The organism is Pseudoalteromonas sp. MSK9-3, assembly GCF_003590335.1.
Lineage (GTDB): Bacteria > Pseudomonadota > Gammaproteobacteria > Enterobacterales > Alteromonadaceae > Pseudoalteromonas.
In genome coordinates this window covers 224,877-239,314 of sequence record NZ_MIET01000011.1, presented here as the reverse complement: position 1 = coordinate 239,314, position 14,438 = coordinate 224,877, and the positions used below count along the sequence as shown (strand labels likewise).

Annotated in this window: 13 protein-coding genes; 7 read left to right on the top strand and 6 right to left on the bottom strand. The window is 41.6% G+C overall.

The genetic code is table 11. From position 1 onward, the window contains the following. The first annotated feature begins 52 nt into the window (after window positions 1-52). The 4 genes from BGP78_RS04860 (at window position 53) to BGP78_RS04845 (ending at window position 4,236) form a co-directional block, all read left to right on the top strand. Entirely contained in the window at window positions 53-511 is a 459-nt protein-coding gene (locus BGP78_RS04860) for an Lrp/AsnC family transcriptional regulator (protein WP_040696614.1), read from the top strand. Between the two features lie 131 nt (window positions 512-642). Continuing rightward, window positions 643-2,199: a SulP family inorganic anion transporter gene (locus tag BGP78_RS04855; protein ID WP_119860352.1), complete on the top strand. Its 1,557-nt coding sequence runs from the start codon at window positions 643-645 to the stop codon at window positions 2,197-2,199. A gap of 142 nt (window positions 2,200-2,341) precedes the next feature. After that, a complete protein-coding gene (locus BGP78_RS04850; protein ID WP_119860351.1) occupies window positions 2,342-3,412 on the top strand; it encodes a sensor histidine kinase in 1,071 nt (356 codons plus the stop codon). Further along, entirely contained in the window at window positions 3,412-4,236 is an 825-nt protein-coding gene (locus tag BGP78_RS04845) for a LytTR family DNA-binding domain-containing protein (RefSeq protein ID WP_119860350.1), read from the top strand. The genes BGP78_RS04850 and BGP78_RS04845 overlap by 1 nt, the downstream gene beginning before the upstream one ends. Before the next feature lie 39 nt (window positions 4,237-4,275). Here the strand turns inward: BGP78_RS04845 and pyk are convergent, their stop codons facing one another. Beyond that, window positions 4,276-5,709 carry a pyruvate kinase gene (gene pyk / locus BGP78_RS04840; protein ID WP_119860349.1) on the bottom strand — a complete coding sequence of 478 codons (1,434 nt, stop codon included), beginning with the start codon at window positions 5,707-5,709 and terminating at the stop codon, window positions 4,276-4,278. A gap of 498 nt (window positions 5,710-6,207) precedes the next feature. On the opposite strand from pyk, the gene gndA reads away from it, so the two are divergent. Next, window positions 6,208-7,581, top strand: coding sequence for an NADP-dependent phosphogluconate dehydrogenase (gene gndA / locus BGP78_RS04835; RefSeq protein ID WP_119860348.1), 1,374 nt, complete (start codon window positions 6,208-6,210; stop codon window positions 7,579-7,581). A gap of 164 nt (window positions 7,582-7,745) precedes the next feature. On the opposite strand, the gene BGP78_RS04830 is transcribed toward gndA, so the two are convergent. The 5 genes from BGP78_RS04830 to BGP78_RS04810 all read right to left on the bottom strand — a co-directional run bounded on the left by BGP78_RS04830 (window position 7,746) and on the right by BGP78_RS04810 (window position 12,259). Next, window positions 7,746-8,429: a hypothetical protein gene (locus BGP78_RS04830; RefSeq protein ID WP_119860347.1), complete on the bottom strand. Its 684-nt coding sequence runs from the start codon at window positions 8,427-8,429 to the stop codon at window positions 7,746-7,748. Between the two features lie 241 nt (window positions 8,430-8,670). Continuing rightward, complete coding sequence (map, locus tag BGP78_RS04825; RefSeq protein WP_119860346.1) at window positions 8,671-9,477, bottom strand: type I methionyl aminopeptidase; 807 nt, start codon at window positions 9,475-9,477, stop codon at window positions 8,671-8,673. Further along, entirely contained in the window at window positions 9,470-9,673 is a 204-nt protein-coding gene (locus BGP78_RS04820) for a ParD-like family protein (RefSeq protein ID WP_119860345.1), read from the bottom strand. The genes map and BGP78_RS04820 overlap by 8 nt, the downstream gene beginning before the upstream one ends. Before the next feature lie 115 nt (window positions 9,674-9,788). Then, the gene (locus BGP78_RS04815; RefSeq protein ID WP_119860344.1) at window positions 9,789-11,009 is read right to left on the bottom strand and encodes a Xaa-Pro peptidase family protein; all 1,221 of its coding nucleotides are present in this window, start codon (window positions 11,007-11,009) and stop codon (window positions 9,789-9,791) included. Window positions 11,010-11,017: 8 nt separating this feature from the next. After that, window positions 11,018-12,259: an FAD-binding oxidoreductase gene (locus BGP78_RS04810; protein ID WP_119860343.1), complete on the bottom strand. Its 1,242-nt coding sequence runs from the start codon at window positions 12,257-12,259 to the stop codon at window positions 11,018-11,020. 253 nt (window positions 12,260-12,512) lie between these two features. Here BGP78_RS04810 and BGP78_RS04805 point away from each other — a divergent pair, with 253 nt between their 5' ends. Together BGP78_RS04805 and BGP78_RS04800 are read left to right on the top strand one after the other, a co-directional pair. Further along, window positions 12,513-13,427, top strand: coding sequence for a dihydrodipicolinate synthase family protein (locus BGP78_RS04805; RefSeq protein ID WP_119860342.1), 915 nt, complete (start codon window positions 12,513-12,515; stop codon window positions 13,425-13,427). 4 nt (window positions 13,428-13,431) lie between these two features. Beyond that, on the top strand, window positions 13,432-14,433 hold the full coding sequence (locus tag BGP78_RS04800; RefSeq protein ID WP_119860341.1) for a 4-hydroxyproline epimerase: 1,002 nt from the start codon (window positions 13,432-13,434) through the stop codon (window positions 14,431-14,433). The last annotated feature ends 5 nt before the right edge of the window (window positions 14,434-14,438 follow it).

Sequence of the window (14,438 nt, the reverse complement as noted above, 5' to 3'; positions counted from 1 at the left end):
TGAGTTCTGTATGTATAATTTATCTAATTTAATTAAAATTAAGAACGAAAATATGTCTTTAAATCAAGTTGATCGTCAAATATTGGCACTATTACAGCAAGATGCAAGTCTGTCTACAGCAGAGATCGCTGATAAAGTTGGGTTATCTCAATCACCATGTTGGCGCAGGATCGCTAAGCTAGAGCAAGATGGATATATTAAAGGAAAAGTCGCGCTACTCGATGAAAAGCAGTTAGGGTTCGATATGTTGGTTTATGCCCATGTACGTTTATCAAATCACGGAAGAAACCATCTATCAGAGTTTGAAAGCTTAATCATGAGTTATGACGAAGTGACAGAGTGCTACACGATGGCCGGTACGATGGACTTTATGTTACGCATTATTTCACGTGGCATAGAAGGGTATGAGCAATTTGTTCGAGATAATTTGCTTAATTTGGAATATGTACAAGAAGTGCACTCAAATGTCACGATGACTTGCGTCAAGCGCACCACGGCACTGCCTTTATAATAAAGCGCCTGCACCGTTGTCATACTAAAATAATAACAATGTACTATAGTTAATGTTCACCATTTGTTAAAAGCGCTGGATTTTGATAGAATCCAGCGCTTTTCTGTTCGTTGTAAATCAAGAGGATATGAATGTTTAATTTAATCGGCAAGGCGCCAAGCTCTGCTAAAAATGACATACTGTCTGGTTTGACCGTGGCATTAGCATTGGTCCCAGAAGCTGTCGCTTTCGCATTTGTAGCACAAGTAGATCCACTGGTGGGTTTATATGCTGCATTTATTGTCGGTTTAATTACCTCAATATTTGGTGGTCGTCCGGGTATGATTTCTGGTGCTACGGGTGCACTAGCCGTTGTTATGGTGAGTTTGGTTGTGGAGCATGGGGTTGAATACCTGTTTGCAACGGTGCTCTTGATGGGAATATTGCAAGTACTCGCAGGGGTCTTTAAGTTAGGTAAATTCATTCGAATGGTACCTCACCCCGTTATGCTTGGTTTTGTAAATGGCTTGGCGATTGTTATTTTCTTAGCGCAGTTAGGTCAGTTTAAGGTAATGGATGCAGATGGGCAGCTACAATGGATGGATAGTTCACCACTGCTTATTATGGCTGGGCTTGTGGCATTAACGATGGCGATAATTCAATTCCTACCAAAGATAACCACAGCTATTCCGTCGTCATTAGCGGCAATATTGGTTGTAACCGGTTTAGTGATTGGATTAGACCTAGAAGCGCGTACCGTGCTTGATTATTTAAAAGATATGTCAGGCGACGTGAATGCAACGATTGCTGGTGGCTTCCCTGAATTTCATATTCCAATGGTGCCGTTTAATTTTGAAACGTTCAAAATTATTTTCCCGTATGCGTTAATTTTAGCAGCCATTGGTTTGATTGAATCATTACTTACATTAACTCTTATTGATGAAATTACAGATACTCGTGGTAATAGCAACCGTGAATGTATTGGCCAGGGTGCTGCCAATATGACCTGTGGTGTATTTGGTGCTATGGGTGGATGTGCCATGATTGGCCAGTCTATGATCAACATTAATTCTGGTGGACGTAGTCGTTTGTCGGGTATAACAGCCGCACTCTTATTACTCGGCTTTATTTTGTTCGCAGCAAGCCTTATCGAGATGATCCCATTAGCTGCATTGGTGGGGGTTATGTTCATGGTTGTACTGGGCACTTTTGAGTGGTCGAGTTTTCGCTTAATGAAACGTATCCCTAAGACGGATGCATTTGTCATTGTGCTGGTATCAGGGGTAACCGTTATCACCGATCTGGCAATTGCGGTCTGTGTGGGTGTTATTGTGTCTGCATTGGTGTTTGCGTGGGAACATGCTAAACATATTTATACTAATAACTATATTGATGAACAAGGCTCTAAAGTGTATGAATTACATGGCCCGTTGTTTTTTGGTTCCGTTAAAAATTTCGGTGAGTTATTCGACGTTGCAAATGACCCTGTAGATGTCATTGTTGAATTTAAGCATAGCCGCGTATCAGATCACAGTGCGATAGAGGCCATTGATAATTTAGCTGAAAAATACACTAAAGCAGGTAAGCAATTACATTTAAGACATTTAAGCCAAGACTGCAAAGACTTGCTTGATAAGGCGAATGACTTGGTTGAAGTTAATGTGATTGAAGATCCAAAATACAAAGTTGCGTCAGACAAATTGGCATAACGAATAATATAGTTGTAAAAAAGGCACCTTAGGTGCCTTTTTTATTTGCGTCGAGTCGTAACAATTCTGAGACCATCGGCAGTGATCCAAACGTAGTCACTGATATATAATGAAATTAATATGATAGGAGTTAAGTATACCGTTGAACTGGCAAGCACTCGTCGATAATCGACAACGATTTTTTTGGGTTTTACAAATAGCAGGTTGGCTAGGCTATGCCTTGGTTAACTATATTGGCTCGAAAGTGTTTGAGATGCGAGACATCTATGTTTTTGTGATCGTGCTTAACGCGTATGCAGGGTGTTTATTAACGGTACCACTTAGGTATCTTTATCGACGCATCTGGAATGCGTCACCTGTTGTGCTTATTCTTGTGGTGTTCGGTGCCTCATATTTTACAGGGACATTGTGGGCCGTCATTCAAAAATTCAATTTGTGGGAGATATATCGACATGGCTATCGACCTACAGAATGGTTCTACTATTTTCAGCAAGGCCTAGACTCAGTTTACATTGTATTATGTTGGAGCGGGCTGTATTTTGGGATCAAGTACTATCAATTACTGCAAAGTGAACGTCAAAAAGCGTTAAAAGCCAATACAATGGCGCACGAAGCGCAGCTAAAGATGTTACGTTATCAACTAAACCCGCATTTTTTATTTAATACCCTCAATGCTATTTCAACGTTGGTTTTGGTTGAAGAGAATAAAGACGCAAACCAAATGGTATCAAGGTTATCAGACTTTTTACGTTATACCTTAAATACAGATCCAATAAAGAAGGTCCCATTAGAACAAGAATTACATGCGTTAATGCTTTATTTAGAAATAGAAAAAGTGCGCTTTGATGAAAGGTTAAGTATTGATGTAGAAGTGAGCGAAGAAGCCAAACAAGCATTAGTACCTAGCCTTATACTACAGCCCTTAATTGAAAATTCAATTAAGTATGCAATAGCGCACCTTGTTGAGGGCGGTAAGTTAGAGATAAAAGCTCAAGTTTTTGCCAATGAACTATTGTTAGAAGTAGGTGACAATGGACCCGGCGCAGAATTAAAAAATGGACATTTACAAAACGCGCAAGGCGTTGGCATTGCCAACACCATAGATAGACTAAAAACGTTATACGAAAATAACTATTCGTTTGTACTGTCCCATAATGATCCCAATGGTTTAAAAGTAAACATTCGGGTTCCTTTTGAGAAGGCTAAGAAGTAATGAGCAAGATTAGAACATTGATTGTTGATGATGAACCATTGGCTCGTAAAGGTCTGGCGGTTCGTTTGAAATCATTTCCAGAGTTAGAAGTAGTTGAATTGTGTAATGGTGGTGAGCAAGCTATCGCTCAGTGCCAAACAAATGATATAGATTTAGTTTTTCTTGATATCCAAATGCCAGGGATGAATGGTTTTGAGGTTGCTCGTGCTTTGAGTGAAAGTGTTAAACCACTACCTGCCATCGTATTTGTTACTGCGTTCGATCAATATGCTGTGCAAGCATTTGAGATCCACGCATTGGATTACATTTTAAAACCCGTTGATGACAACAGATTAAAACAGGCGGTTGAAAAAGTGCAAAGTTATTTAAAAACACAGCAAGACAATGTGCATAAGAAAAAGCTCGCAAGCTTTGTCGCGGGGATCACAGGAAATAACTGTGAAGAGATCCTTAAAAAGCTCGCTACAGGCGATACCTTGGTTGATAAAAAGTACCCTGAGTCAATAGCCGTAAAAGAGCAGGGCGAGATAGTCCGCGTTTCTACTGCAACCATTCAGTGGGTCGATGCTGCGGGTGATTATATGTGCTTACACTGTAGTGATGGTCAAACACATATCTTGCGTAAAACGATGAAAGAGCTTGAACAAGAGCTAGATCCTGCCTTGTTTGTTCGTGTGCATCGATCAGCAATTGTAAATACTAAACAGATCAGTAAGTTGGTGACGCAAAGCAGTGGTGAATATTTATTAGTGTTAGATAATGGCCAAGAATTAAAAGTGAGCCGAAGTTATCGAGATAAGGTCAAAGCCGCTTTAGCGAGCTAATAAGGGCAGCTTTGAATTAAGCCGCCCAAACGGGGTTATTTATACAGTAACAATTTTCATTGTATTCGTTGCACCCACTGTTTCCATCGCGTCGCCGTGCGTTAGAATGACGGTATCGCCTTTTTCTAGCGAACCCGCTTCAACTAACGTTGCTAATGCATCACGTACCATAGTTTGGTCAGAGCATGTCGTTGAGTCAAAATACACCGGGTATACACCGCGATATAGTGCGGTCTGGCCTAATGTACTGGCGTGACGTGATAATGAATAGATTGGTAAACCCGAACTAATACGAGACATGAGTTTCGCGGTTTTACCAGACTCAGTCAGTGCCACAATTGCTTTAACGCTATCTAAATGGTTTGCTGCATACATTGCTGATAAAGCAAGGGTTTCTGAGGTATCAGAGAACATGCTGTCTAAACGGTGTTTTGACACATGAATTTCTGGTTGCGATTCAGCGCCTAAACAAACACGTGCCATCGTTGCAACGGTTTCTTCAGGGTAGTCGCCGGCAGCTGTTTCAGCTGATAGCATAACTGCATCGGTACCATCAAGAACTGCGTTTGCTACGTCCATTACTTCAGCACGTGTTGGCATTGGGTTGTCGATCATCGACTCCATCATTTGCGTCGCAGTTACAACGGTGCGGTTTAATGAACGAGCGCGGCTAATGATCAGCTTTTGTTTACCAACCAGTGCAGCATCGCCAATTTCAACACCTAAGTCACCACGTGCTACCATGACTGCATCAGAAGCAAGGACAATATCGTCTACATCTGCTTGTGTTTCAACAGCTTCAGCACGTTCAATCTTTGCAAGTAATTGCGCATTTGACCCTGCTTTTTCTGCCAAAGAGCGGACGTAACGCATGTCGTCACCACTGCGAGGGAATGACACAGCAATGTAGTCTACATCGATTTCAGCTGCGGTTATTAAGTCTTCTTTATCTTTGTCTGTAAATGCTGGTGCGGTTAAGCCGCCACCTAAGCGGTTGATGCCTTTATTATTAGACAATACACCACCGACAGTCACTGTGGTATGGACTAGGTTACCATCGATTGAATCAACGGTAAGTTGAATAAGGCCATCATTTAATAGTAATAGGTCGCCAGATTTAACATCTTGTGGTAACTCTTTATAATCGATACCGACTGCTTCAGCGGTACCTTGGCCTAACTCCATATCGGCATCAAGTGTAAATTTAGCACCTACATCTAGCGTTACTTTGCCTTCTTTAAAAGTTGATACGCGAATTTTTGGGCCTTGTAAATCAGCTAGAATGGCAACATGTTTACCCAGGTCTTTGGCTATTTTACGAACCGCTTCAGCTCTGTCTTTATGATCTTGCGCTACGCCATGGGAGAAGTTAAGTCTTACAACATTTGCACCCGCTCGGATAATTTTTTCTAAATTGTTATCACGGTCTGTTGCCGGTCCAAGGGTTGCTACAATTTTTGTGCGTCTAAGCATCAGGATCTCCTGTCGACCTACTATTTATAGGGTTGTTTAAATTCATACCTATTGATGATACCTGCTTTGCCTTGCTACAAAACAAAACGTCGTATGCATCATATGAGAAAGATCATGTGTATAAAGATTTGGTCTCAAACTCTTTTTTACACTTGGATTAAATTATATGATCTGTATTACATCATTATGACACCGGTGTCAGTGTTGGTCAATCTCTGATATTGACACTATGCTAGTTAACATCTGTGTGTTTTAAGTACGAAGGTGAGGCTTTTGGTGAATATCTTAGAGTATTTTCAGCACCGTGTTCAATTGCGTTTGCTTAAATAAACACCGCATAGAAGTGTCTAGTGAAAAAAAAGCTGTTTAGCAAGGACATTTAGCCTGACTTTGCTAGTTATACGCTGTGATGCACTGGCTTCTTAGAGCGGCTAGGGTATAATGCGGCGCGAAGTAATAGATTACTCACAATTTTGTAGTTACCGAGGAGGAAACTAAATGCAAGTTGCATTAGTTGGTTTAGGCGTGATGGGGAAAAACCTAGCATTAAACCTAATTGAAAAGGGGTTAACGTTAGTTGCCTATGATAGAAACCCTGACGCAGGTGCTGAGTTACTTAGCTGCGCTCAATCTTTGGGCATGGCAGAGCGCTTACACATAGTTTCAGATCTCGGTGATATGGTCAGACGTTTAGAAACACCTCGTTCAATTTTACTACTGGTTCCTGCCGGTGAATTAGTTGATCGTGTGTGTGGTGATTTGGTCGAAGCGGGTGTGGCGAAAGAAGATATCATCGTTGATTGTGGAAACAGCAACTATAAAGATGGTATTACTCGTAAATTAAAATATCAGAATAAATTTGAATTCGCTACCATGGGTATTTCTGGTGGAGCAGAAGGTGCACGTCATGGCCCAGCTATGATGGCAAGTGGATCAGAAGGTGGCTGGGAGCGTGTCGAGCCATGGTTTGAAAAAGTTGCAGCCAGTTATAATGGTGATTCATGTTTTGCGCGTGTAGGTCAGTCTGCCAGTGGTCATTTTGTAAAAATGGTACACAATGGCATTGAGTATGCCTTGATGCAGCTCATTGCTGAAATGTATCAGTTACTGCGCCATGGCACGGGTCGTTCACCTAAAGAAGTAGCAGAGGTATTCGAGTCTTGGTCAGAAGGTACGCTGAATAGCTACCTCTTATCAATCTCTAGTCATATTTTACGTTTAGAGACGGCGAAAAATGAATCACTAGTCGATTTAATCGATAATAAAGTGGGTGCAAAAGGCACTGGCCTTTGGACTGCTCAGAACGCATTAGAGCTTGGTATTGCTGTACCATCGCTTGTTGCCGCAGTACAAGCGCGTCATTTGACCAATACGATTGATACACATGCGGCAAAAGAAATGACCTATGCTGCCAAAGATACCATCAATATCGATGTTGATCTTGATGAATTAAAGCAAGCATTCTATTTGGCGAGTTTACTTTGTTACCGTCAGGGGTTAGCTTTAATTAAAGGTGCATCACGTGCCCATCAATGGAAAGTAGACTTGGCTAAAACACTTCAGACATGGCGTGCTGGATGTATTATCCGTGCTGATTACCTTGATGATGTAGCACAAGGCGTTGAGTTTATTGACGGCTTACAAACAGAGATGTCAGCATTACGTAAAGTAACGGGGCTGGCAGTTTCAAGTGGTTTAGCATTTCCGGTGTTGTCATCAACACAAACGTATATCGCAACGTTAAGCACGCCAAGTAATGGTCATTTAGTGCAAGCACAGCGTGATTATTTTGGTGAGCATGGTATTAAAACGCACTCAAGTGAAACATGCCATTTAACTGACTTAGTGGAAATTGATGCTAAGGTAAGATAAAGCACCATATTATTGAATTTAAAGCCGGCCAAATGCCGGCTTTTTTGTCTCAGATTGTTAGTGCTTAAATTGGCTCAGGCCTTGTTTGATAAAATAGTTAACTACCAATCTATTAATCAGTTTTACCTATGTTTTCAATATTTGGGCATACCTAGCTAGTCATTCTATTTTTCCCTTATTTTGTTGCGCAGCCTGCTATTTTTTCGCTCTAAGTGAGCCGTTTTTACAGCGGTGCTAAGCTCTTCATATAGTGCGTTTACAACTGGCTTATTGATATATTGCCCTGTGACTGGGAAGCCCCATTCAAATAACCACACTAAAATTTGATTCAATACTGTGTCACTTTCTTTGTGAGGGTTTATCATACCGTAGATGAGTTTGTTTGATATATTCGATTTTTGTGCTGGTGACAGTTCTGTTGATGCATCGGTCCAGCCTTTAATGCGCATAAGTATGTCACTTTTTGCTGTATTCATACTTTGACTCATTTGCTTTGTTTGTCGTAAATCTTCATTCTTGCAGCGACCAAGTATATCAAGTTCTCTATCCGGCAGATCAATTGAAGTTCTGTTAGGGTAGTTGATAAAATCGAGATTATAAGACTCATTCACAGCGACGTGGGTTAATTCGTGCACTAAGTTGCCGATATTACCAAATTGGTAACGGACTTCATATTGCCGAACATTGTCGGCTTTGTATCGGCAGACTGCAGAGCCACTGGTTTGTACATTGATCCAGTCAATAACCAGTGGTGTTATTGCCAACACTTCACTGATAATGAGCTTAAGTGGCCCATTAACCATGCTATTTAAACGACGAAGTTTCGCTAAATCTTGTTCTACGTTCATAACTTATCTGTAATTACCCACACATTTCTAGATAGTATTATTATATTTAACACCGTTGAGTATGAGTATCGAGGACAAATATCCGTAATTTACTGTGATGCCGCTAGGTGATGAATTTTTAGGGTGAATTACACATGAGTAAGGAGAAAATGAGCGGTGACGCTACGCTATGTTGTATAAAAATGTAATTCAGCAGGGGATATAATGGACTTATATCCGCTCTAATGCATTCACTGTCAAGTCATCGAGAAGAGGTTGATAATTCGTTCTGAAAAGTACGTATTTCTTCTGGGCGTAATGTGAGCACTTCAAACCCTGTTTCAGTGACTAAAATAGTATGCTCAGCTTGAGCTGATAGTTTTTTGTCTTTGGTTACAACGGTCCAGCCATCTTTTTTGGTCTTTATTTTCGCACTGCCTTGATTGATCATAGGCTCAATGGTGAAGGTCATACCTTGCTTTAGTTGCATGCCAGTATTAGGTTTTCCATAGTGAAGTACATTGGGTGCTTCATGCATCTCAGTACCAATGCCATGGCCGCAGTATTCACGCACTACACTGTAGCCTTTTTTATGCGCAAAACTCTGAATAGCATGCCCAATATCACCTAATCGTATGCCTGGCTTTACCAATTTAATGGCACTATACATGGCTTCAGTTGTGTCATTGACGAGCTTTCTTGCTTCTAAACTTGCGTCAGGCATTACATACATTTTGCTAGAGTCGGTAATGTATCCATTTTTTTCAAGCGTAATATCAAGGTTAATAATATCACTGGATTTGATGATTTGACTTTTACTCGGTACGCCATGACATACCACGTCATTAATGGAACAATTTAATACATATTGATACCCATATTGACCTTTGGAGGCTGGTCGGGCATTTAACTCATCAACAATAAAGCGCTCAACTGTGTCGTTTATCTCCATGGTAGAGAGACCAGGCTGGACATAGTTATCAAGCATAACAAAAACTTGTGCGAGTAACTTACCAGAGGCGCGCATTAATGCAATTTGTTGCGCGTTTTTAATTGAAACGTCAGTCATTTACATCGGTCTCACTGTGTACTTGTTTTTGTAATTCTGCTTGGATCAATTCAGCGAAATTTTTGTTTGGGTTATGCTCTGCCAACTTGCCAATTTTTATCCAAAACTCGGCTTGGGCATTAATAGACCGTGACATGACCTGCGAGGTGTTTCTTAATTCTTCGTGAAGTTCATCTGATATTTTAACAATACCCATGTGTATATACTCCATATATGGTTTATATATGTATCGTATATTTTTGTGATGGAAAAAGAAAGCGCTAATTTTGTCAGCGCTTTTAGAATGTAAAGATGTGAATTAGATGTATGGGCTAAGTGTTGAGGCCAAATGGGTCATCAATAGAGTAGCTGGGCTGTGTAAACCAGCGTGGGCCGGCTTCTGTCATATAAAAATGATCTTCTAAGCGGATGCCAAATTCATCAGGGATAACCAGCATAGGTTCATTGCTGAAGCACATACCAGCTTGCAGTGGTTGAGGGTTATTGCGCACTAAATAAGGCCACTCATGAATATCAAGGCCAATACCATGGCCTGTTCTATGAGGGCATCCAGGTACATTATAGTCAGGGCCAAGGCCGACAGAAGTTAGGTAGTTACGAGCGGCATCATCTACTGCACCACACGGTTTACCGATTTGAGCGGCGTTGAAAGCGGCAACTTGGGCATTTTTTTCATGTTGCCACATGGTGCGTTGTCGCTGTGAGGGGGTACCAAATACATAGGTTCGCGTGATATCTGATAAATAGCCCTCAACTTTGCACCCTGTATCAACTAATACTACGTCCCCTTGTTTAAGGGTTTGCGGCTCTTTAACACCATGGGGAAAAGAAGAGGCTTCACCAAATAATACGATGCAAAAGTAGTTACCAGTGGCGCCAACTTTTTTATGAGCGGCATTGATAAAGGCTTCTACTTCGGTCGTGGTTATTCCCTCATGCAACATGCTGGCCGTAGCTTGATGTACCGCTAAAGTCATGTCCATTGCGCACTGAATTAAGCTCAGTTCATGCACCGATTTGTGCATACGACAATAAGCGGTGACTTGATCCGCATTTACCCATGTATGCTGTGGGGCTGCTTGACGAATACCATCAAAAATGAAAAAAGCAGTGCTTTCATCTATTCCAATGACTGATTTGTCAGTAATGCCAAGCTCTACTAATACTGTGGCAAATAATTTATATGGACTTTCATGTTCTTGCCATGTGTGGATAGGACCTTTGACCACCTGATAATCAAGTAATGTACCTACTTCAAAGGTAGGGGCAATAAACTGTACTACGCCTTCGGCAGGTAAAATTGCACCAACCATTCGCTCGCTTGCATACCACTTCATGCCTGTAAAATAGGTAAGATTCGTTCCCGCATTAAGATAGATTGCGGCAATGTTGTGTTGTTTCATATAAGTTTGCGCATGCTCAATACGCTGCAAGTATTCATCATAACTAATAGCTTGCACATTTTCGGTCATATTGGTAAGCGCATCTAGCGCTTGTTGTTGGCTTTGTATGCCGACACCGATTGTTGTCATAACATCTCCTAAAATCTATCAATTCGATAGGGGGTTAAATCTAAACTTGGTACTTCACTATTACACAGTTGTGCTAATAATTCAGCGGTGATAGCGGCTTGCGTTAATCCTAGATGCTGGTGGCCAAAACCAAAATAAACATTGCGGTGATGTGGGCTTCGGCCTATCACCGGCAGTGAGTCAGGTAAAGAAGGTCTACAGCCCATCCAAGTTTCACTTGCAGGGGTATTGTCAATACTTGGTAAGAGTGCCGCAGCATGCTCCATTAATACATCGGTACGCTGATGGTTTTCTGGCGCATCTAGGCCTGCAAATTCTACCGTACCTGCCACGCGCAAGCCGCTGGACATAGGCGTTATAATAAACTGACGTTCAGCAGATGCAACTGGGCGCGACAGAGAAGTCTGCTGTTTGATCATAGCATGATACCCTCGCTCGGTATCTAGCGGCACATCAAAGCCGAGCTGATGGGATAGTTGCTTACTCCATGCGCCAGTGCACACGATGACTTTGTCGAACTGCGCGCCGCTTTGATCAGTGCATGTTAGCGTTACAGTATCATCGCTTGTGGTAACTTCACACACCTCACTTTGTTGAAATTTTCCGCCTGCAGCACTAAAGCGTTTATAAATATGTTGGCACAATGCATAAGGATCTACGCTGTGGCCGACATCGGTAAATAAAAGCGCATTTTTTATTTGTCTATTTAGACTGGGTTCTAATGAAAATATTTCATTGCCCGAAAGCCATTTTACCGCAACGCCTTGGCGTTTGTATTTTTGGTAGAGCTTATTGATATCACTGCGCGTGGTATCTTCAAAGGTGAGTAAACTCCCATTAAGCGTAATTAATTTCGCAAAATCTTTTCTCCCCAGTAGTGATTGATAAGCTAATAGGGCCGAAAAATTTAACGCCTTGAGGGCTTTGGTATTTGCTATGAGCTTGGCTGAACGCATATTGGTAATAAACTTCCAAAACCAAGGTAAAGCACAGTGTAAGTAACGCCAATCTATTTTTAATGGCCCATTTTGACTAAATAGCATACTGGGGATTTTAGTCAGTAAACTGGCTTGCGCTAAAGGAAAGACTTGCTCGGTAGCGAAATGCCCCGCGTTACCTTTTGAGCATTTTTGTGCAATACCTTGTTGGTCAAATATGGTGACGGAATATCCCTGATCTTGCAATTTTTTGGCGGTACATAGGCCCACAATACCGGCCCCAATGACTGCGATGTTTACTTGATTGGACATGCAATTTTCCTATCTATTACTGTAATAACACACTGCTTTTAGCTGATTGCATCTTGCTAAACGACACATTGCATACGTTTTTTCAAATTGTTGAGTTATAAAAAATAAGAGTTATATCAGCATCTTAATTGTATTCTTTCAGGTGTTTTTATGGCTCTTATTTTTTTAGGATATGATTTATCTAATTTGGATATTGATTATTGTATACAATATACTTAAGATGGTAAACATAAAAACCAACAGAGGAAAGATCATGACCACACTTTGGCAAGGGGTTTACCCAGCAGTCACGACACAATTTAACGATGACAACAGCATTAATTTTGATACCACGCTTAATATGATTGACGCTTTGATCAATGAAGGTGTTCACGGTGTTATTGTTTTGGGCACGGTTGGAGAAAATTGCTCTTTGAGTCAACAAGAAAAACGTGCGGTGTTAAAGGCAGCTAAAGAGCGTGTAGCGGGCAGAGTACCGTTACTAACAGGCGTTGCCGAAACAACCACCCAGTTTGCGATTGAGTTTTGTCAAGATGCAGAGCAATTAGGCATTGATGGCTTAATGGTACTCCCTGGTATGGTATACCGTTCTACAGAGCGTGAAGCCATTCATCATTATCAACAAATCGCTCGCTCTATGTCATTGCCTGTGATGATTTACAATAATCCGATCACGTATGGTGTTGATGTTTCGATAGAAGGTATGAAGGTACTGGCGCAAGAAAGCAATATTGTTGCTGTAAAAGAAGCCACGGAAGATACGCGTCGTATTACTGAGCTGCAAAGCGCCTTTGGTGATCGGTTCATTATATTTGGTGGCGTTGATGATATTGCACTTGAAAGCTTGATGTTGGGAGCGACAGGGTGGATCTCGGGTTTAACTAATGTGTTTCCAAAAGAGTCGGTCGCTATTTATGAGCTTGCACGTCAAGGCCGTTATGAAGAAGCAAAAGAGATCTGGCGCTGGTTTTTACCACTATTGCGTTTAGACACAATCCCAACACTTGTTCAATGTATTAAATATGCTGAATCATTGGCTGGCCGTGGCTCTGAAGTAACGCGCTCGCCTAGATTAGCGTTACCAGAGAGTGAAAAAGCCATGGTCCGTGCACTCTATGATGATGCAATGACGAGTCGTATTGACCTATCAAAGTTCAATTTGGATTAATACCATGCGCAGAGGGACGTTTTCATGTATTGATGGCCACACATGTGGCAACCCTGTGCGCTTGATCACCAGTGGACACCCTGTTTTAAAGGGGTCCACGATGAGTGAGAAGCGTCAACATTTTATGGCTAACTTTGATTGGATCCGTCAAGCTTTAATGTTTGAACCGCGTGGTCACGACATGATGTCTGGGGCATTTATTTACCCGCCAACGACAGTTGATGGGGATCTAAGTGTGTTATTTGTTGAAACATCAGGGTGCCTACCCATGTGTGGCCATGGTTTAATTGGTACGTTGACGTTTGCATTACAAGCGGGTTTATTGCATCCCGAGCAAGAAGGGCGGATCAAAGTAGATACTCCCGCAGGTCGAGTCAATGCTCACTATGCAAAGCAGGGAAACCGAGTTGAATGGGTTAAGTTATTTAATGTTCCCGCGTTTTTGGCATATGAGAATATCGATATTGAAGTACCTGGCATTGGTGGTTTACGCGTTGATATTGCCTATGGAGGCAATTTTTACATTATTGTAGAGCCGCAGCAGAACTTCCCCGGAATAGAACAGTGGAATGCCAGTGATATTTTATTGTTTAGCCCTCAAGTACGTGATGCAGTTAATCAAACAGTAGACTGCGTACACCCAGAAAACGCCACAGTTCATGGTGCATCTCATGTACTTTGGACGGGTAAACCAACGCACCCCAATTCTCATGCTGCCAACGCGGTGTTTTATGGTGATAAGGCAATTGATCGTTCGCCTTGTGGCACAGGTACCAGCGCCAGAATGGCGCAGTTGTTTGCTAAAGGGCAGTTGCAAGTCAACGATGATTTTGTTCACGAAAGCTTTATTGGCAGTCAATTCGTTGGGCGCATAGAAGGGGTAACCGAAGTGGCAGGCAATGCTGCGATTCAACCCAGTATACGCGGTTGGTCAAAAATGACAGGCACAAGCAACATTTGTGTTGACGATGATGACCCATACGCATTCGGCTTTCAAGTTTTATAAATCAA

Bases quoted from the DNA above. Each gene is read 5' to 3' on its own strand.
- BGP78_RS04860 (WP_040696614.1), top strand. From the start codon at position 53: ATGTCTTTAAATCAAGTTGATCGTCAAATATTGGCACTATTACAGCAA.
- BGP78_RS04855 (WP_119860352.1), top strand. From the start codon at position 643: ATGTTTAATTTAATCGGCAAGGCGCCAAGCTCTGCTAAAAATGACATA.
- BGP78_RS04845 (WP_119860350.1), top strand. From the start codon at position 3,412: ATGAGCAAGATTAGAACATTGATTGTTGATGATGAACCATTGGCTCGT.
- pyk (WP_119860349.1), bottom strand. From the start codon at position 5,709: ATGCTTAGACGCACAAAAATTGTAGCAACCCTTGGACCGGCAACAGAC.
- gndA (WP_119860348.1), top strand. From the start codon at position 6,208: ATGCAAGTTGCATTAGTTGGTTTAGGCGTGATGGGGAAAAACCTAGCA.
- BGP78_RS04830 (WP_119860347.1), bottom strand. From the start codon at position 8,429: ATGAACGTAGAACAAGATTTAGCGAAACTTCGTCGTTTAAATAGCATG.
- map (WP_119860346.1), bottom strand. From the start codon at position 9,477: ATGACTGACGTTTCAATTAAAAACGCGCAACAAATTGCATTAATGCGC.
- BGP78_RS04820 (WP_119860345.1), bottom strand. From the start codon at position 9,673: ATGGGTATTGTTAAAATATCAGATGAACTTCACGAAGAATTAAGAAAC.
- BGP78_RS04815 (WP_119860344.1), bottom strand. From the start codon at position 11,009: ATGACAACAATCGGTGTCGGCATACAAAGCCAACAACAAGCGCTAGAT.
- BGP78_RS04810 (WP_119860343.1), bottom strand. From the start codon at position 12,259: ATGTCCAATCAAGTAAACATCGCAGTCATTGGGGCCGGTATTGTGGGC.
- BGP78_RS04805 (WP_119860342.1), top strand. From the start codon at position 12,513: ATGACCACACTTTGGCAAGGGGTTTACCCAGCAGTCACGACACAATTT.
- BGP78_RS04800 (WP_119860341.1), top strand. From the start codon at position 13,432: ATGCGCAGAGGGACGTTTTCATGTATTGATGGCCACACATGTGGCAAC.